The organism is Stenotrophomonas sp. PUT21 (genome assembly GCF_052232875.1).
Taxonomy (GTDB): domain Bacteria; phylum Pseudomonadota; class Gammaproteobacteria; order Xanthomonadales; family Xanthomonadaceae; genus Stenotrophomonas; species Stenotrophomonas maltophilia_N.
The window spans coordinates 3394688-3413002 of record NZ_CP197645.1; the positions used below are offsets into that span (position 1 = coordinate 3394688).

Annotated in this window: 18 protein-coding genes; 7 read left to right on the forward strand and 11 right to left on the reverse strand. The window is 64.7% G+C overall.

Annotated elements, in window-relative coordinates:
* The first annotated feature begins 1 nt into the window (after nucleotide 1).
* The 5 genes from ACTT2I_RS15375 (at nucleotide 2) to ACTT2I_RS15395 (ending at nucleotide 5735) form a co-directional block, all read left to right on the forward strand.
* Complete coding sequence (locus ACTT2I_RS15375) at nucleotides 2-1306, forward strand: ABC transporter permease (protein ID WP_088433773.1); 1305 nt, start codon at nucleotides 2-4, stop codon at nucleotides 1304-1306.
* Between the two features lie 16 nt (nucleotides 1307-1322).
* Entirely contained in the window at nucleotides 1323-2543 is a 1221-nt protein-coding gene (locus ACTT2I_RS15380) for an ABC transporter permease (RefSeq protein ID WP_293979267.1), read from the forward strand.
* Nucleotide 2544: 1 nt separating this feature from the next.
* Nucleotides 2545-2952 carry a PDZ domain-containing protein gene (locus ACTT2I_RS15385; protein WP_421098941.1) on the forward strand — a complete coding sequence of 136 codons (408 nt, stop codon included), beginning with the start codon at nucleotides 2545-2547 and terminating at the stop codon, nucleotides 2950-2952.
* A 78-nt stretch (nucleotides 2953-3030) separates the two neighbouring features.
* A complete protein-coding gene (locus tag ACTT2I_RS15390; RefSeq protein ID WP_421098940.1) occupies nucleotides 3031-4371 on the forward strand; it encodes a sigma-54-dependent transcriptional regulator in 1341 nt (446 codons plus the stop codon).
* Complete coding sequence (locus ACTT2I_RS15395) at nucleotides 4368-5735, forward strand: sensor histidine kinase (RefSeq protein ID WP_421098939.1); 1368 nt, start codon at nucleotides 4368-4370, stop codon at nucleotides 5733-5735. Before ACTT2I_RS15390 ends, ACTT2I_RS15395 begins: the two co-directional genes overlap by 4 nt.
* A 19-nt stretch (nucleotides 5736-5754) precedes the next feature.
* On the opposite strand, the gene glmU is transcribed toward ACTT2I_RS15395, so the two are convergent.
* Nucleotides 5755-7119 (reverse strand): bifunctional UDP-N-acetylglucosamine diphosphorylase/glucosamine-1-phosphate N-acetyltransferase GlmU, encoded by a 1365-nt coding sequence (glmU, locus tag ACTT2I_RS15400; protein ID WP_088433768.1) that lies wholly within the window; start codon nucleotides 7117-7119, stop codon nucleotides 5755-5757.
* Between the two features lie 85 nt (nucleotides 7120-7204).
* Between glmU and ACTT2I_RS15405 the strand changes: the two genes are divergently transcribed.
* Nucleotides 7205-7588, forward strand: coding sequence for a GtrA family protein (locus ACTT2I_RS15405; RefSeq protein ID WP_088433767.1), 384 nt, complete (start codon nucleotides 7205-7207; stop codon nucleotides 7586-7588).
* Between the two features lie 90 nt (nucleotides 7589-7678).
* Here ACTT2I_RS15405 and ACTT2I_RS15410 read toward each other — a convergent pair whose 3' ends face one another.
* The 9 genes from ACTT2I_RS15410 to ACTT2I_RS15450 form a co-directional block, all read right to left on the reverse strand.
* Nucleotides 7679-8101: a F0F1 ATP synthase subunit epsilon gene (locus ACTT2I_RS15410; RefSeq protein ID WP_019183637.1), complete on the reverse strand. Its 423-nt coding sequence runs from the start codon at nucleotides 8099-8101 to the stop codon at nucleotides 7679-7681.
* A gap of 115 nt (nucleotides 8102-8216) precedes the next feature.
* Entirely contained in the window at nucleotides 8217-9623 is a 1407-nt protein-coding gene (gene atpD, locus ACTT2I_RS15415) for a F0F1 ATP synthase subunit beta (RefSeq protein ID WP_088433766.1), read from the reverse strand.
* A gap of 37 nt (nucleotides 9624-9660) precedes the next feature.
* Complete coding sequence (gene atpG, locus ACTT2I_RS15420) at nucleotides 9661-10524, reverse strand: F0F1 ATP synthase subunit gamma (protein ID WP_088433765.1); 864 nt, start codon at nucleotides 10522-10524, stop codon at nucleotides 9661-9663.
* A 108-nt stretch (nucleotides 10525-10632) separates the two neighbouring features.
* Entirely contained in the window at nucleotides 10633-12180 is a 1548-nt protein-coding gene (gene atpA, locus ACTT2I_RS15425) for a F0F1 ATP synthase subunit alpha (protein ID WP_088433869.1), read from the reverse strand.
* Between the two features lie 44 nt (nucleotides 12181-12224).
* Nucleotides 12225-12752: a F0F1 ATP synthase subunit delta gene (locus tag ACTT2I_RS15430; RefSeq protein WP_088433764.1), complete on the reverse strand. Its 528-nt coding sequence runs from the start codon at nucleotides 12750-12752 to the stop codon at nucleotides 12225-12227.
* A gap of 3 nt (nucleotides 12753-12755) precedes the next feature.
* Complete coding sequence (locus ACTT2I_RS15435; RefSeq protein ID WP_088433763.1) at nucleotides 12756-13226, reverse strand: F0F1 ATP synthase subunit B; 471 nt, start codon at nucleotides 13224-13226, stop codon at nucleotides 12756-12758.
* A 111-nt stretch (nucleotides 13227-13337) separates the two neighbouring features.
* The gene (gene atpE, locus ACTT2I_RS15440; protein WP_088433762.1) at nucleotides 13338-13640 is read right to left on the reverse strand and encodes a F0F1 ATP synthase subunit C; all 303 of its coding nucleotides are present in this window, start codon (nucleotides 13638-13640) and stop codon (nucleotides 13338-13340) included.
* A gap of 66 nt (nucleotides 13641-13706) precedes the next feature.
* On the reverse strand, nucleotides 13707-14501 hold the full coding sequence (gene atpB, locus ACTT2I_RS15445; RefSeq protein ID WP_088433761.1) for a F0F1 ATP synthase subunit A: 795 nt from the start codon (nucleotides 14499-14501) through the stop codon (nucleotides 13707-13709).
* Nucleotides 14502-14532: 31 nt separating this feature from the next.
* Nucleotides 14533-14901: a hypothetical protein gene (locus tag ACTT2I_RS15450; protein ID WP_172407534.1), complete on the reverse strand. Its 369-nt coding sequence runs from the start codon at nucleotides 14899-14901 to the stop codon at nucleotides 14533-14535.
* A gap of 541 nt (nucleotides 14902-15442) precedes the next feature.
* Here ACTT2I_RS15450 and ACTT2I_RS15455 point away from each other — a divergent pair.
* Nucleotides 15443-16261 carry a hypothetical protein gene (locus ACTT2I_RS15455; protein WP_019183629.1) on the forward strand — a complete coding sequence of 273 codons (819 nt, stop codon included), beginning with the start codon at nucleotides 15443-15445 and terminating at the stop codon, nucleotides 16259-16261.
* 228 nt (nucleotides 16262-16489) lie between these two features.
* On the opposite strand, the gene lpdA is transcribed toward ACTT2I_RS15455, so the two are convergent.
* Complete coding sequence (gene lpdA / locus ACTT2I_RS15460; RefSeq protein ID WP_421098938.1) at nucleotides 16490-18304, reverse strand: dihydrolipoyl dehydrogenase; 1815 nt, start codon at nucleotides 18302-18304, stop codon at nucleotides 16490-16492.
* Between the last annotated feature and the right edge of the window lie 11 nt (nucleotides 18305-18315).

Sequence of the window (18315 nt, forward strand, 5' to 3'; positions counted from 1 at the left end):
CATGATCGCTTACTACTTCCGACTGGCCCTGCGCAGCTTCCGGCGCAACAAGGTGCTGACCGCGCTGATGGTGATCGCCATCGCGCTGGGTATCGGCGCCTCCATGACTACGCTGACCGTGTTCCATGTCCTGTCCGGCGATCCGATTCCGCAGAAGAGTGACCGGCTCTTCAGCGTGCAGATTGATCCGCAGTCGGCGCTTGGCTATCAGCCTGGCGAAGAACCCGCCGACCAGTTGACCCGCTTCGATGCCACCAAGCTGCTGAGCGAGAAACACGCCAAGCGCCAAGCGATGATGACCGGTGGCGGCGTCACCATCGAGCCGGACAACAGCACGCTGCGTCCATTCTCTACCGATGCACGCTTCACCTCGGGCGACTTCTTCCCGATGTTCGATTCCACCTTCCTGTACGGACAGGGCTGGAAGGAAACGGATGATGAAGGTCGCGGTCGCGTCGCGGTGATCTCAAAGACGCTCAACCAGAAGCTCTTTGATGGCGCCAACAGCGTCGGCAAATCGCTGCGCCTCAATGGCAACACCATGACCGTGGTGGGCGTACTCAACGACTGGAACCCCAATCCGCACTTCTACGACCTCAATACCGGTCGCTATGGCGACAGTGAAGATGTGTTCGTGCCGTTCAGCACGGCCATCGATTTGAAGTTCGACCGTAGCGGCAGCATGGACTGCTTCGGCCGCCGCAACGAGCCCGACCCGATCGGCCTCAACGCCAGCTGCACCTGGATCCAGTACTGGGTGGAGCTTGAGAATGCCGGGCAGGCTGCGGAGTACCGCCGTTACCTGGAGAACTACTCCGACCAGCAGCGTGCCGCCGGCCGCTTCGAGCGCCCCAACAACGTGCGCCTGCGCAATGTCATGGAGTGGCTGGACTACAAGAAGGTGGTCCCCGGTGACGTACGCCTGCAGCTGTGGTTGGCGATGGGCTTCCTGCTGGTCTGCCTGATCAATACCGTGGGCCTGCTGCTGGCCAAGTTCCTGCGCCGGAGCGGCGAGATCGGCGTGCGCCGGGCACTGGGTGCCAGCCGTGGTCAGATCTTCATGCAGTCGCTCATCGAAGCCGGCACCGTCGGCCTGGCCGGTGGCCTGCTTGGCCTGGTGCTGGCCATGCTGGGTCTGTACGCGGTGCGCCAGCAGCCGGTGGACTACGCCAAGCTGGCCACGCTGGACGGGCAGATGCTGCTGATGACCTTCGCGCTGACCCTGGTCGCCAGCCTGCTGGCCGGGTTCCTGCCGGCGCTGCGCGCCATGCAGGTCACGCCCGCCATCCAACTCAAATCGCAGTAAGGATCCGGAGCACATCATGGATATCCGTCCCATCCTCTCGACCCTGCGCCGGCATAAGACCGCCGCAGCGCTCATCGTGCTCGAGATCGCACTGACCTGCGCCATCGTTTGCAACGCGCTGTTCCTGATCGGGCAGCGCATCGAAAAGATCAACCAGCCCAGCGGCATCGCAGAAACTGAACTGATCGAAGTCCGGCTGGGTGGCATCGGCACCCAGGTCAACGCCGCAGCGCGCACCCGCGAAGACCTGGCGGCATTGCACGCCATTCCCGGCGTCAAGAGTGCCGTCACGCTGAACCAGATTCCGTTCCGAAACAGCTCGTGGAACACCGGCCTGGGGCTGACCCCCAACCAGGAACGCTCGACGCTGAGCACCTCCCAGTACTTCGCCCGCGAAGGCGCGCTGGATACACTGGGCGTGGAACTGATCGCCGGCCGCGATTTCCAGAGCGACGAATACCGCGACGCAGCGGATGCCCTGACCGACGAAGACGCCGAGAAAACCGGCTCGGCGATCATCGTGACCAAGGCGATTGCCGACAAGATGTTCCCCGGCGGTGACGCCTTGGGCAAGACGGTCTACAGCGGCTCCATGCCACTGCGCATCGTCGGTATCGTCAAGGTGCTGGCGCGCCCGAATCAGGTTGACGGCGATATGCAGTACTCGATCATGCTGCCGCTGCGAGCCACCTATGAGGAAGGCTTCTACTTGATCCGTGTCACCGATCCCGCGCGGCGGGACGAAGTGATCAAGGCGGCGGTGACGGCACTGGAACGTGTCGATTCGAGCCGACTGATCCGCGGCAAATCCAGCTACGAAGAACAGCGCAGAAAGTACTTCGCCAATGACCGCGCCATGGTTGGCCTGCTGATCACCGTGTGTGTCGCTCTGCTGGTGGTGACGGCACTGGGCATCGTCGGCCTGGCCAGCTTCTGGGTGCAGCAGCGCACCAAGCAGATCGGCATCCGCCGTGCGCTGGGCGCAACCCGCAGCCAGATCCTGCGTTACTTCCAGACCGAGAACTTCCTGCTGGCCACCGTCGGCATCGTGCTGGGCATGTTGATGGCCTACACGATCAATCTGTGGCTGATGAACAACTACGAGCTGCCGCGCATGCCCATCAGCTACCTGCCGATCGGTGCGGTGCTGCTGTGGCTGCTCGGCCAGATCGCTGTGTTCGGCCCGGCCCGCCGCGCTGCCGCCGTGCCCCCTGCCGTTGCCACCCGGAGTGCCTGAGATGCGCCAGACCAGAACCAAGATCACCACGTTGTTGCTGTCCCTGCTGCTGGCCAGTGCGCCGGTACTGGCCGCCACCCAGACCGACACCGCACGCCTGGAATGGCGCGATGCCGGCCATCACCTGGTGGTGGATGCCAGTGACGGTGTTGTGCAGGTCACCACCACCGAACCGAGTGCCTACTTCGGCGTGCGCAGCGGTGATCGCATCCTGCGCGTGGGTGGCCAGCCCGTGCGGCGCATGGCCGACCTCACCCATGCACTGGTCGGCAACAAGGCCACCCGGGTGCCCGTCGTCGTAATGCGCAAGGGCGACCAGGTGACCGTGGATGTGGACACCGCCGCCTGGAGCGAGGTACTGGCCGTCCAGACCCCGCCCATCCCGCAGGCGCCCGGCGCCGGCAACTGAGCCCGGAGCGCCGGGCCATCTGCCCCTTGGCCCGGCGCTCCGGTACTCTTGATTCCACTTCCGGTCCTACGTTGCCGCATGCCCTCGATCCTGATCATTGACGACAACGCCAGCGTCGGCACCGCCCTCGACGTGCTGTTCTCGCTGCACGACATCGAGGCGTTGCATGCGCTGTCGCCCGACCAAGGGCTGGCGATCCTGGAACAACACCCGGTGGACCTGGTCATCCAGGACATGAACTTCACCGAGGACACCACCTCCGGCGAGGAGGGCGAAGCCCTCTTCCAGCAGATCCGGGCGCGTCATCCGGACCTGCCGGTGATCCTGTTGACCGCCTGGACCCACTTGAGCAGTGCGGTCGATCTGGTCAAGGCCGGCGCGGCAGATTACCTGGCCAAGCCATGGGACGACCGCAAGCTGCTGATCACGGTCAACAACCTGCTGGAACTGTCTGAAACCCGCCGCGAACTCGATCGCCGCCGCGACCGCGAGCAACGGGATCGCTCGGCGCTGGAGGCCCGCTACGATCTGCGCGGCGCAGTGGTGGCAGATCCGGCCAGCGAGCGCGTGGTCAGCCTGGCCTGCCAGGTCGCGCGCTCAGCCCTGCCGGTGCTGATCACCGGTCCCAACGGGGCGGGCAAGGAGAAAATCGCCGAGATCATCCAGGCCAACTCATTGGTCGCCAAGGGGCCGTTCGTCGCACTCAACTGCGGTGCCATCCCTTCCGAGCTGATCGAGGCCGAGCTGTTCGGCGCCGAGGCCGGCGCCTACACCGGCGCCAACAAGGCGCGCGAAGGCAAGTTCGAGGCGGCTGACGGCGGCACCTTGTTCCTGGATGAGATCGGCAATCTCTCTGCCAGTGGACAGATGAAACTGCTGCGTGTGCTCGAGACCGGCCGCTTCGAACGGCTGGGCTCCAACCGCGAGCGGCAGGTGAAGGTGCGCGTGATCAGCGCGACCAACGCCGACCTGCCGGCGATGATCCGCGACGGACAGTTCCGCGAGGATCTGTACTACCGTCTCAATACCGTGGAACTGGCGTTGCCATCGCTGGCCGATCGGCCCGGCGACATCCTGCCGCTGGCCGAGCGCTTCCTAGACAGTGGCAAGCCGCTGTCCACCGCCGCCGCCACCGCCCTGCAGCGGCACCCCTGGCCGGGCAACGTACGCGAACTGCGCAACGTGCTGCAGCGCGCCCAACTGTTCGCGACCGGCCCACGCATCGAAGCCGGTGATCTCAACCTGCCCCGTGCGCCCGCACCACGCGCGGCCAGCCCGGCGGTGGACCCGGACCGCAGCCGGATCGAGGCAGCGCTGGCGCACAACCACGGCATCATTGCCCAGACGGCGGCCGAACTCGGGCTCAGCCGCCAGGCGCTGTACCGGCGCATGGACCGCTACGGCATTCCACGCGAATGAAGCGGCGCTCATTCACCTTCCGGCTGTTCCTGCGCCTGCTGCCGGTGCTGGCCTTGGCGGCTGCGTTCCCGTGGTACCTGGCGTACTGGCTGGACCATGGCTGGGCGGTCACCACGATCTCCATCGTGGTCCTGCTGGCCTTGATGTGGTGGAGCCTGCGCCGCGCGACCGCACCGATCCGCTCATTGCTGCGCGCCCTGTCCGGCACTACCAGCAGCTACCGCGATGGCGAATACAACTTCGGCATCTATTGGCCCTCCAATGATGAGCTGGGCGATCTGGTCCAGGCCCACCGCGAACTCGGCGATGTGCTGCGTGCGCAGCGCCAGGATCTGGTCCAGCGCGAGCTGCTGCTGGACACCATGGTGCAGAACACCCCGGTGTCGATGCTCCTGCTCACCCACGGTGGCGACGGCGTGCAGCGCGTGGTGTTTTCCAACCTGGCCGCGCGCAAACTGCTGCACAGCGGCTGGAAGCTGGAAGGGCAGCGCATGCACGATGTCATGGAGGCGATGCCGATCGAGCTGCGCGACGCCATCGCCCGTGGTGGCGACAGCCTGTTCGCGGTGCGTGGTGAGGGCCAGGACAGCGACGATGAGCGCGATGAAGACGACGAGCAGATCTACCATCTGTCACGCCGCAACTTCCATCTCAACGGCCGCCCGCACGATCTGCTGTTGATCCGCCTGCTGACCGCCGAACTGCGCCGCCAGGAAGTGCAGACCTGGAAGAAGGTGATCCGGGTGATCAGCCACGAGTTGAACAACTCGCTGGCGCCGATCGCCTCGCTGGCGCATTCCGGTGGCGAGCTGGTCCGTCGCGGCAAGACCGAGCGGCTGGAAGAAGTGTTCACCACCATCGAAGAGCGCGCGCGTCATCTGGAAGGCTTCATCCGCGGCTATGCCCGGTTCGCCAAGCTGCCGCAGCCGCAGTTGCAGACCGTGCAGTGGAACCAGTTTTTGGGAGGGTTGCAGCACCAGATACCCTTCCGCATGGCCGAGGTTCCCGACGACGTGCAGAGCCGGGTGGACATCGCCCAGCTCGGGCAGGCGCTGCTGAACCTGCTCAAGAATGCACACGAAGCCTGCGGTGAAGCCGAGCCACCCAATGACGATGTGGAGGTCCGCCTGACCCGCCTGCCGCAATGGCTGCGGCTGGAGGTGCTGGATCGCGGCAAGGGCATGAATGAAGCGGTGCTGCAGAACGCGTTGATGCCGTTCTATTCGACCAAGCGCAACGGCACCGGGTTGGGCCTCGCACTCACCCGCGAGATCGTCGAAGCGCACGGCGGCCGCATTTCTCTGCAGAACCGCCGCGAGGGTGGCCTGTGCGTGGCGGTGTTCCTGCCAGCCGACGCCCGCTGAGGCCGGCCAGCAGCCGCCCTCATTTTCTGGTCGGGCGCTTCCAGCCGTCGATGGTTTCCTGACGTGCGCGTGCGACAGTGAGCTTGTCCGCCGGGGCGCCGCGGGTGATCACCGAGCCGGCCGCCACCGTGGCGCCCTCCCCGATCACCACCGGCGCGACCAGCGAGCTGTTGGACCCGATGAAGGCACGGTCGCCGATGGTGGTCTGCGATTTGTTGACGCCGTCGTAGTTGCAGGTGATGGTGCCCGCGCCGATGTTGACCTTGCTGCCGATCACCGCATCCCCCAGGTAGGTGAGGTGGTTGGCCTTGCTGCCCGCGCCGAGCACGACCTTCTTGGTCTCCACGAAGTTGCCGACGTGCGAGCCCTCCGCGAGGACGGTACCCGGGCGCAGCCGGGCGAACGGACCGATCTCCGCCGCGCCTTCGCTGATCACGCCGTCCAGATCGCAGTGCGGCTTGACCACGGTGCCCGCGGCCAGGCTGACATCCTTGAGCCGGGTGAAGGCGCCGATGCTGACGCCGTCGCCCAGCACCACGCGACCTTCCAGGATCACGTTGACGTCGATCTGCACGTCACTGCCCACGGTCACCGTGCCACGGATGTCCAGCCGCGCCGGATCCAGCACGCGCGCGCCCTGTGCGCACAGCGCACGCACTTCACGCAGCTGCCAGGCGCGTTCGAGCTGGGCCAGCTGCCACGGGTCGTTGGCCCCCTCGGCATCCTGCGGATCCTGCACGAAGGCCATCTCGGCCGGGGTGTAATCGCTGGCCGCCGCGGCAAAGATGTCGGTCAGGTAGTACTCGCCCTGCGCGTTCGCATTGGAGAGCTGGGACAGCCAACGACGCAGCGCGGTCGATTCGGCGGTGATGATGCCCGTGTTGATGGTGCGGATGCTGCGCTGTTCGTCGCTGGCATCCTTCTGCTCCACGATCGCACCGACCTTGCCCTCGGCGTTGCGCACGATCCGGCCATAGCCGGTCGGGTCGGCAACCTCGGCCACCAGCACGGCCAGGCGGCCCGGCTGCGACAACAGGTGGCGCAGCGTCTCGCCGCGGATCAACGGCACGTCGCCGTACAACACCAGCACGGTTGCTGCATCCGGCACTTCCGGCATGGCCTGCAGCACGGCATGCCCGGTGCCCAGCTGCTCGCGCTGCTCGGCCCAGCGCAGGTCAGGCTGGTCGGCGAATGCCTGCCGCACCGCTTCACCGCCATGGCCGTAAACGACGTGGATCGCTTCGGGCTGCAGCTGGCGTGCGGTGTCGATGACGTGGGCGAGCATCGGGCGCCCGGCGATCGGCTGCAGCACTTTCGGCAGGGCCGACTTCATGCGCTTGCCGGCGCCGGCGGCCAGGATGATCACGTGCAGGGGCTGGGTCATGGGTAGATCACGTTCCGGGAATCGTTGATGGGAATTCTAGTGCGACGCTCGTTAACATGTGGGATTGTCCGCAACCGGATTGCACGTGAGCCTCCTCCGCCAAGGCAGCAGTTACCTGGTCATCGGTCTGGTCCAGCTTGCGCTGGACTGGGCGGTGTTCGTGGCTGCCACCGCGCTGGGAATGCCTGCGGCACCCGGCAATCTGTTGGGGCGCGTGAGTGGCATGCTGCTCGGCTTCTGGCTCAATGGCCGCTATACCTTCGCCCGCGACGGCGAACACCGGCTCGGCTGGTCGCGGTTCGCGCGCTTCCTGCTGCTGTGGGCCGTGCTGACGGCCATCAGTACGCTGCTGGTGACACTGGCGGCCGAGCACCTGGGGCTGCGCTACGCGTGGCTGGCCAAACCGCTGGTCGAAGGCGGCCTGGCGGCGGTGTCGTTCCTGCTGATGCGGACGCTGATCTTCCGCTGAGGCGGCCGCCCTGCGTTTGAGGCAGGCAAAAAAAAACGCCGGCAAGCCGGCGTTCTCCCCTTCGCGGATGGCGCCGTCGCGCCGCGCCGCTTAGTGCTTGAGGTTCTTGCGCAGGCGCTCCAGCGCCTGCAGCTGGGCGGACACTTCCGCCAGGCGCTGCTGCGCTTCGGCCACTTCCATTGCTTCACCACGGTTGGCCAGGATGCGCTCGGCTTCTTCCTTGGCCTTGCGGACCGAGGCTTCGTCGATGTCTTGGGCACGGATCGCGGTGTCGGCCAGCACGGTCACGACCTGCGGCTGCACTTCGAGAATGCCGCCGGAGATGGCGAAGTCGATCTGCTCGCCGCTCGGCGTGGTCACCACCACCTTGCCCGGCTTCAGGCGGGTGATCAGCGGGGCGTGCTTGGGCGCGATGCCCAGCTCACCCAGCTCACCGGTGGCCACGACCAGGGTCGCCTCACCACGGAAGATTTCCTGCTCGGCGCTGACGATGTCGCAACGGATGGTGCTCATGAAACTCTTCTCGCTTTAGGGCGGGCTCGCGCCCACCGCAGGATGTCCTCAGCGGTGGGCGTGCGCCCACCCCGTGTGACGGGTCGGGACGGGCATCTCGCCCGTCCCCGCCGCATCAGGCCTTTTCAGCCATCTTCTTGGCCTTCTCGACCGCTTCTTCGATGCTGCCGACCATGTAGAACGCCTGTTCCGGCAGGTGGTCGTATTCGCCATCGACGATGGCCTTGAAGCCACGGATGGTGTCCTTCAGCGACACGTACTTGCCCGGCGAGCCGGTGAACACTTCGGCCACGTGGAACGGCTGGCTGAAGAAGCGCTCGATCTTGCGGGCGCGGGTCACGGCCTGCTTGTCTTCTTCGGACAGTTCGTCCATGCCCAGAATGGCGATGATGTCCTTCAGTTCCTTGTACTTCTGCAAGGTCTGCTGGACGCGCTGGGCGGTGTCGTAATGCTCGTGGCCGATCACCAGCGGGTCCATCTGGCGGCTGGTCGAATCGAGCGGATCCACGGCCGGGTAGATACCCAGCGAGGCGATCGAACGCGACAGGGTCACGGTCGAATCCAAGTGGGCGAACGTGGTGGCCGGCGACGGATCGGTCAAGTCATCGGCGGGCACGTAGACGGCCTGGATCGAGGTGATCGAGCCATTCTTGGTCGAGGTGATGCGCTCCTGCAGGACGCCCATTTCCTCGGCCAGGGTCGGCTGGTAACCCACGGCCGACGGCATACGGCCCAGCAGTGCCGACACTTCGGTACCGGCCAGGGTGTAGCGGTAGATGTTGTCGACGAACAGCAGCACGTCCTTGCCCTTGCCGTTTTCGTCCTTCTCATCGCGGAAGTACTCGGCCATGGTCAGGCCGGTCAGGGCGACGCGCAGACGGTTGCCCGGCGGCTCGTTCATCTGGCCGTACACCATCGCGACCTTGTCCAGGACGTTGGAGTCCTTCATCTCGTGGTAGAAGTCGTTGCCCTCACGGGTACGCTCACCCACGCCGGCGAACACGGACAGACCGCTGTGCGCCTTGGCGATGTTGTTGATCAGTTCCATCATGTTGACGGTCTTGCCGACGCCGGCGCCGCCGAACAGGCCGACCTTGCCGCCCTTGGCGAACGGGCACATCAGGTCGATGACCTTGATGCCGGTTTCCAGCAGCTCGGTGGCCGGGGACTGGTCTTCGTACGACGGGGCCGAACGATGGATTTCCCACGTATCACTGGCAGCCACCGGACCGGCTTCGTCGATCGGGCGACCCAGCACGTCCATGATGCGGCCCAGCGTCCCCGCGCCGACCGGCACCGAGATGGCGCGTTCGGTGTTGGTGGCAACCAGGTTGCGCTTCAGGCCGTCGGTGGAGCCCAGCGCGATGCAACGGACCACGCCGTCGCCCAGCTGCTGCTGCACTTCCAGCGTGATTTCGGTGTTGTCCACCTTCAGCGCGTGGTACACCTTCGGCACCGACTCGCGGGGGAATTCGACGTCGACGACGGCGCCGATGATCTGAACGATCTTGCCCTGACTCATTGCTGCAATCCTCTAATGTGTGCTTTGACTGTGCGCGTCAGACTGCTGCCGCGCCGCCGACGATTTCGGAGATTTCCTGGGTGATCGCTGCCTGGCGGGCCTTGTTGTAGACCAGCTGCAGGGTTCCGATCAGCTTGTTCGCGTTGTCGCTGGCCGACTTCATCGCGACCATGCGGGCTGCATGCTCGGACGCGACGTTTTCCAGTACCGCTTGGTACACCAGCGACTCGACGTACCGCGTCATCACGTGCTCGAGCACGGTCGCAGCGTCGGGTTCGTACAGGTAGTCCCAGTCGTGATGCGCGACCTGCTTCTCAGCGGCCGGCAACGGCAGCAGCTGATCGAAGCTGGCCTTCTGCGTCATCGTGTTGATGAAGCGGTTGTAGACCAGGTACACGCGGTCGACCTTGCCGTCGGTGAATGCATCCAGCATCACCTTGATCACGCCGATCAGCTGTTCCAGGTGCGGCACATCGCCCATGTGGGTGACGGTGCCGACCATGTTGACCTTGACGCGGCGGAAGAAGGTCGAGGCCTTCTGGCCGACGGTGACCACATCGATCTCGGCGCCCTTGTCCTGCCACTGGCGCACTTCGCCCAGCATCTTGCGGAACAGGTTGTTGTTCAGGCCGCCGGCCAGACCGCGGTCGGACGAGACCACGATGTAACCGACGCGCTTGACCTCGTCACGCTGGACCAGGAACGGATGCTGGTAGTCGGTGCTGGCCTGGGCCAGGTGACCGATCACCTGCTTCATCGCCTGCGCATACGGACGCGACGTCTTCATCCGCTCCTGCGCCTTGCGGATTTTGGAGGCCGAGACCATTTCGAGCGCACGCGTCACCTTGCGGGTGTTCTGCACGCTCTTGATCTTGGTTTTGATTTCGCGTCCGCTTGCCATCTCTTATTCCCGTGGCGCGGGGCATAGGCCCCGCGTTTGACGTAGAGCGGAGCGTTGCTCCGCTGCTTTCAGCCCGGCGGAGCAACGCTCCGCTCTACAGGACCGGTATTACCAGCTGCCGGTGGTCTTGAACTCGGTGATGCCCTTCTTGAAAGCAGCTTCGATGTCGTTGTCCCACCCGCCGGTCGCGTTGATCTTGTTGATCAGCTCGCCCTGGGTGTTGGCGAAGTGGGCATGCAGACCTTCTTCCAGCGCCAGCAGCTTGTTGACCGGCACGTCGTCGAGGTAACCCTCGTTGACGGCGTAGATCGACAGCGCCTGGTTGGCGATGGACATCGGCGCGTACTGCTTCTGCTTCATCAGTTCGGTGACGCGCTGACCGCGCTCGAGCTGCTTGCGGGTGGCTTCGTCCAGATCCGAGGCGAACTGCGCGAACGCAGCCAGTTCACGGTACTGGGCCAGCGAGATACGAATGCCGCCGGAGAGCTTCTTGATGATCTTGGTCTGGGCCGCACCACCGACGCGCGACACCGAGATACCGGCGTTCACGGCCGGGCGGATGCCCGAGTTGAACAGATCGGTTTCCAGGAAGATCTGGCCGTCGGTGATCGAGATCACGTTGGTCGGCACGAAGGCCGAGACGTCACCGGCCTGGGTTTCGATGATCGGCAGCGCGGTGAGCGAGCCGGTCTTGCCCTTGACGGCACCGTTGGTGAACTTTTCCACATACTCTTCGGACACGCGGGCAGCGCGCTCGAGCAGGCGGGAGTGCAGGTAGAACACGTCACCCGGGTAGGCTTCACGGCCCGGCGGACGCTTCAGCAGCAGCGAGATCTGGCGGTAGGCGACGGCCTGCTTGGACAGATCGTCGTACACGATCAGCGCGTCTTCGCCGCGGTCCATGAAGTACTCACCCATGGTGCAGCCCGAGTAGGCGCTGATGTACTGCATCGCGGCCGATTCGGACGCGGTCGCAGCGACCACCACGGTGTGCGCCAGGGCGCCATTCTCTTCCAGCTTGCGCACGATGTTGGCGACGGTCGAGGCCTTCTGGCCGATCGCGACGTACACGCACTTGATGCCGGTTTCTTTCTGGTTGATCACCGCATCGATGGCCAGGGCGGTCTTGCCGGTCTGACGGTCACCGATGACCAGCTCACGCTGGCCGCGGCCGATCGGAATCATCGAGTCGACGGACTTGTAACCGGTCTGCACCGGCTGGTCGACCGACTTGCGCCAGATCACGCCCGGAGCAACGCGCTCCACCGGCGCGGTGGCCTTGGCCGCGATCGGGCCCTTGCCGTCGATCGGCTCGCCGAGCGCGTTCACGACGCGGCCCAGCATTTCCGGACCGACCGGCACTTCCAGGATGCGACCGGTGGTCTTGGCAACGTCGCCTTCGCGCAGGTTCTGGTAATCACCCAGGACCACGGCGCCGACCGAGTCGCGCTCCAGGTTCAGGGCCAGGGCGAAGGTGTTGTTCGGCAGTTCGATCATTTCGCCCTGCATCACGTCGGCCAGACCGAAGATGCGCACGATGCCGTCGGACACGCTGGTCACGGTGCCTTCGTTGCGCGATTCCGCGGCCAGCTTGACCTTCTCGATGCGGTTCTTGATCAGTTCGCTGATTTCGGAGGGGTTGAGCGTGGTTGCCATCGTCAAGTCCTAGTGCCGGCGATCACGCCGGACGTTAAATGAATTCAGTTAGCGAGCGCGGTCTGCAGGCGCGACAGCTTGCCCTTGAGCGAGCCATCGATGACCACATCGCCGGCGTCGATCACGGCACCGCCGATCAACGACGCATCCACTGCGGTCGTCACGTCCACCTCGGCGCCGAAGCGCTTGCGCAGCGCGGCCTTGATGGCGTCCAGTTCGGCGCCGGACAATTCGGTGGCCGAGGTCACGGTGGCCTTGACCACGTGTTCGGCTTCAGCGCGCAGCTGGTCGTACATGCCGGCGATTTCCGGCAGCAGCGGCAGACGGTGCGCATCGGCCAGGATGGCCAGGAAGCGACCGAAGGTCTCGCTGGACGATTCCGGCACCAGCATCGCGACGGCATCGCCGCGATCCAGTTCCGGGTTCGACAGCAAGGCCGCCACGCGCGGGTCGGCAGCTACGTGGGCGGAGAACGCAAGCGCGTCCGACCACGGCGCGAACGTGCCTTCGTCGCGCGCGGTCGCGAACGCGGCGCGGGCATACGGGCGTGCAAGCGTGAGGGCCTGGCTCATCGATCAGATCTCCGAGGCCAGCTCGTCGAGCAGCGCCTTGTGGGCGTTGGCGTCGATTTCGCGCTTGAGCAGCTTTTCGGCACCGCTTACGGCCAGCGCGGACACCTGCTTGCGCAGATCTTCACGGGCACGGTTGGCGGCAGCGTCGATCTCGGCGTAGGCCAGATCTTTCTGGCGGTTGGCTTCGACGATGGCTTCATTCTTGGCGGCATCAACGATCTGGTTGGCGCGTGCATGGGCCTGATCGATGATCTCGTTGGCCTTGGTGCGCGCATCCTTCAGTGCATCGTTGACTTTTTCCTGGGCCTGGGCCAGATCTTTCTGGCTGCGGTCGGCAGCGGCAAGGCCTTCAGCGATCTTCTGCTGACGCTCTTCGATCGCGTTCATCAACGGCGGCCAGATCTTGGTCGCGATGATCCAGATCAGTCCGGCAAACGCCAGTGCCTGGGCAACGAGGGTAAAACCGATATCCATGGGGTTCGCTCAATCTGGGGTGATGGGGTGGTTGCGCCGCCCGAAGCGGCGCAGCCGTCCTTCATCCGCGATCAGGCGCACAAGGCGCCTGATCGTTTCACTTTCGCTGGATCAGCCTGCAACGGCCGGCAGACGTGCAACGAACTCGCCGATGGTCGGGTTGGCGAAGGCCAGCAGCAGGCCAACGGCGACCGAGATGATGAACGCGGCATCGATCAGGCCGGCGGTGATGAACATTCGGACCTGCAGCACCGGAATCAGTTCCGGCTGGCGCGCGGCCGATTCCAGGAACTTACCGGACATGATGGCCAGACCGAGACCTGCACCCAGCGCGGCCAGGCCGATCATGATGCCGACGGCGAGGACGGTGGAGCTCTGGACTTGGGCGAGGTTGGTCAGGACGGCGAAGTACATGGTTTTCTCCTGGAACTTTGAATAGCTAAGGGTTTAGAAACAAACGGATGAAGGGTGAAGCGAAACTCAGTGAGCGTCTTCCGACAGGCTCAGGTACACGATGGACAACATCATGAAGATGAACGCCTGCAGCGGAATCACCAGCAGGTGGAACAGCATCCAGCCCAGGCCGAATGCACCGCCTGCGATGGCGCCGGCGATACCCGCACCGCCCAGCACCCAGATCAGCAGGAAGACGATCTCACCGCCGAACATGTTGCCGAACAGTCGCATCGCCAGCGAAATCGGCTTGCTCAGCCACTCGACGATGTTGAGGATCAGGTTGAACGGGAGCATCCACTTGCCGAACGGCGCCGTCAGGAATTCCTTGGTGAAACCACCCAGGCCCTTGGAGCGCAGCGCGAAGAACAGCATCAGGAAGAACACGCTGATCGACATGCCCAGGGTGGCATTGACGTCGGCGGTGGGAACCGGCTTCCAGTACGGCACGCCGAGCAGCTCGAGCGGCTTGGCGATGAAGTCGGCCGGGATCATCTTGATGAGATTCATCATGAGGATCCAGAAGAACAGGGTGATCGCGATCGGGGTCACCAGCTTGCTGGTGCCGTGGTAGGTGTCCTTGGCCTGGCGGTCAACGAACTCCAGGCAGATCTCGACGAACGCCTGCCACTTGCCCGGGACGCCGGCCGTCGCCTTGCGGGTTGCCATCCAGAAGCCAAACACCATCAACAACCCCATCAGGACCGAAGTCACGATGGTGTCGACGTGAATTGCCCAGAAACCACCTTCCTGCATATGGAACGTCAGGTTGTGCAGGTGATGTTGGATGTAGGAGGTGGGTGTCAGCGCCTCGCCTGCCATGTGTCCGGAACCTTGAGTTAAATAAATTGGATCAGCGCCTGGCCAGAGCCAGGACCTGGAACATCAATCCGACGGCGATACCGGCCAGCAGCGCCAGTGCAGGCAGCTTGAAGACCAGGAACCCCACCATCAGGACGCCGAATACGAGCACCCACTTTGCCACCACCGCCAGGATCAGGCGGGTCATCGCCGAGCCTGCCGCCTGAACCCCGCCGCCCAGCGCCATCCGCGCGGCGACCCAGCCGGCAGCAGAAACCGCCACACCGGAGAGCAGCGCCCCCAGAGCGGCCTTCGGGCCTCCCCACAGCAGCAGGGCAAGAGCCAGGACAGCCACTGCAGCCAGCGGGTAAACCGCTGCGCGCAGCATCAGTCGCCGACCCGCGTCAACGGAGTTCAGCACGTGAATGTCCTGCATGGTTGTGAGTAGGAAAGGCCGAGGCCGCAAGCAACCGCCTCGTCGAGCCGCCAAATTATAGCAATGGGACAATTTGAGAGACAACCGCTGCCTGTTCATCCCGGATGTAAGCCCGCCGTTGGGGGCTTTTAAGAACCTGTTCCACCACCGGGCCAATCCCACTGCGCAAAGGGACGCCCGATGCGGCAGTGCAGCAGATTGAACTTTGGTCGCACCACCCGGTCAGATCCATCAGCCTGCCGTTGAATCCTCGTCGGCGTCCCGCGCGCAGGCCAGTACAGGGTGGCCCCGAAGCCCTCTCCGGGGCCACCCTCTTTTTCCTGGCGCCGCGGCGACCGGGCGAACCGCCGCAGACGGGGCGGCTGGTCGTGAACGGGGTCTGCACCCTGAAACGGCCAGCGAGCGGACCTGCGGCGCCCCGGCACGCATGAACGGTACACACAGCGTCCACCATACCTTCACGAATGGTGGACGTCGCAGTGGGCAATGTGACGGCACATCACCAGAACCACCGCAAGGACCCCCGATGCGCCCGATGCTCTCCCTGCTTGCCGTGCCAGTCGCTCTGGCCGCACTTTCCTATGCCGCTCCGTCCCACGCTGCCGAAGGCGATGACCGCTTCGCCCTGCGTCTGGGTGCGATGCAGATCGATTCGGACAACACGATCCGTGGCAATACCAACATCGCTGGCCAGGATGTGGGCTTCTCCGAAGATTTCGGCCTCGGTGGCAAGGAATGGGAGCCGCGCGTGGACGGCATGTTCCGTATCAGCAACCGCCAGCGCCTGCTGTTCAACTACTTCAAGTACGACAAGGATCGCCGCGAGACCCTGGATCAGGGCGTGAGCTTCGGCGATACCAACGTGCCGGCCGGCAGCTTCATCAAGGGTGAGCTGAAGTACCAGGTCGCCAGCCTGGTGTACGACTACTCGGTGGTGGACACCGACAAGTTCGACCTCGGCCTGCAGTTGGGTGCCGAATACGCCAAGGTCAGCACCAAGGCTTACGCGGACGTCGGTGATCTGTACCAGGGCGAGTTCCTGGACGAGAAGGCCGACGGTGTCGCGCCGGTGGTCGGTGCGCGCCTGAGCTTCACCCCGTCCGAGAAGTGGATGATCACCTTCCAGGGCCAGTACCTGAACACCAAGTGGGGCAACTTCGACGATTACGACGGCGATCTGAGCCGTGCCAATGCGATCGTGGATTACCGCTTCACCAAGAACTTCGGCGTGTTCGCCGGCTACGACTGGTTCAAGCTGGACGTGGACCAGACCGGCAGCGATGGCACGATCGGTCTGAAGCAGGAGTTCAAGGGTCCGGTGGCAGGCGTCAGCTTCGTCTTCTAAGCCCTTCGCAACACCGCTCTCCAAGCGCGGCCTCCGGGACACCCGGGGGCCGCGTTTTTTTTTGCTTTGTTCTGGTGCGACAACGGCGCGGTAGTCGAGTGGCGGGCACGGATACCCTGTCGTGCGAATGTCCCGCGGCCACGGCCCGCGGCAGGGCAACAAAAAACCCCGGCTTTCGCCGGGGTTTTTCGTTGAACCGGAGTCACCATCAATGATGGTGACCGCCGATTACTTCTTCTTCGGCATGTACAGATCGGTGATCGTGCCGTCGTAGATTTCCGCGGCCATCGCCACCGATTCGCTCAGCGTCGGATGCGCGTGGATGGTGTGGCCGATGTCCTCAGCCTCGGCGCCCATCTCGATCGCCAGGCCGATCTCGGCCAGCAGATCACCGGCATGCACGCCGACGATCGCGCCACCGATGATGCGGTGGGTCTCTTCGTCGAAGATCAGCTTGGTGAAGCCCTCGGTGCGGCCGATACCGATCGCGCGGCCGCTGGCGGCCCACGGGAACTTGGCCACGCCGACCTTCAGGCCCTTGGCCTTGGCTTCGGTTTCGGTCACGCCGACCCACGCGATTTCGGGGTTGGTGTAGGCCACCGACGGAATCACGCGCGCCACCCACTCCTTCTTCTCGCCGGCAGCCACTTCCGCGGCCAGCTTGCCCTCGTGCGTGGCCTTGTGGGCCAGCATCGGGTTGCCGACGATGTCGCCGATCGCAAAGATGTGCGGCACGTTGGTGCGCATCTGGCGGTCAGCCGGGATGAAGCCACGGTCGGTGACCTGCACGCCGGCCTTCTCGGCATCGATCTTCTTGCCGTTCGGCGAGCGGCCCACGGCAACCAGCACGCGGTCGAAGGTGGTTGCTTCCAGACCCGGCTTTTCGCCTTCCACGGCGGCTTCGAAGGACACGGTGATGCCGGCCTTGTCAGCCTTGACGTCGGTCGCCTTGGTCTTCAGGTGGACCTCGACGCCCTGCTTCTTCAGGCGGTCGGCCAGCGGCTTGACCAGGTCCTTGTCGGCGCCCGGCATCAGCTGGTCCATGAACTCGACCACGGTCACCTTGCTGCCCAGCGCCGCATACACCGTCGCCATTTCCAGGCCGATGATGCCGCCACCGACCACCAGCAGCTTGCCCGGCACTTCGGCCAGCTCCAGCGCATCGGTGGAGTCCATGACGCGCTTGTCGTCCCACGGGAAGTTCGGCAGCTTCACCGCCTGCGAACCGGCGGCGATGATGCACTGCTCGAAGCGCAGCAGCTGGGTCTTGCCGTCGTCGCCGACGATTTCCAGCTCGTTGGCCGAGACGAACTTGGCTACGCCCTGTACGGTGCGCACCTTGCGCTGCTTGGCCATGCCGGCCAGGCCCTTGGTCAGCTGGGTGACCACTTTTTCCTTGTAGCCGCGCAGCTTGTCCAGGGTGATGGTCGGCTTGCCGAACTCGACGCCGAAATCACCGGCATGGGCGACTTCATCGATCACCGCGGCGGCATGCAGCAGCGCCTTGGACGGGATGCAGCCCACGTTGAGGCAAACGCCACCGAGGCTGGCGTAACGCTCGATCAGCACGGTATCCACGCCCAGATCGGCCGAACGGAAGGCGGCGGTATAACCGCCCGGGCCTGCGCCCAGCACCACCATCTTGCAGTCGATATCGGCCGGCTTGCCCGAGGACAGCGCCGGCTGCGGCGCGGCCGGTTCGACCGGGGCGCGGTGCGACGGGGTCACCGGCGGCTTGCTGGCCGGAGCGGCCTCGGCCTTCGGCGCTTCGGCCTTGGCCGGCGCGGCAGGCACGGCGGCCTCGCCTTCGGCTTCCAGCAGCAGCACGACGTCGCCTTCGGAGAGGTTGTCGCCGAGCTTGACCTTGATTTCCTTGACCACACCGGCGGCCGAGGACGGCACTTCCAGCGTTGCCTTGTCCGATTCCAGCGTGACCAGACCCTGGTCCTTCTTCACCGTGTCACCCACGGCGACCAGCAGTTCGATCACCGGGACACCGCTGTAATCGCCGATGTCGGGAACCTTGATTTCAATTGCGGCCATTCGTGTTCTCC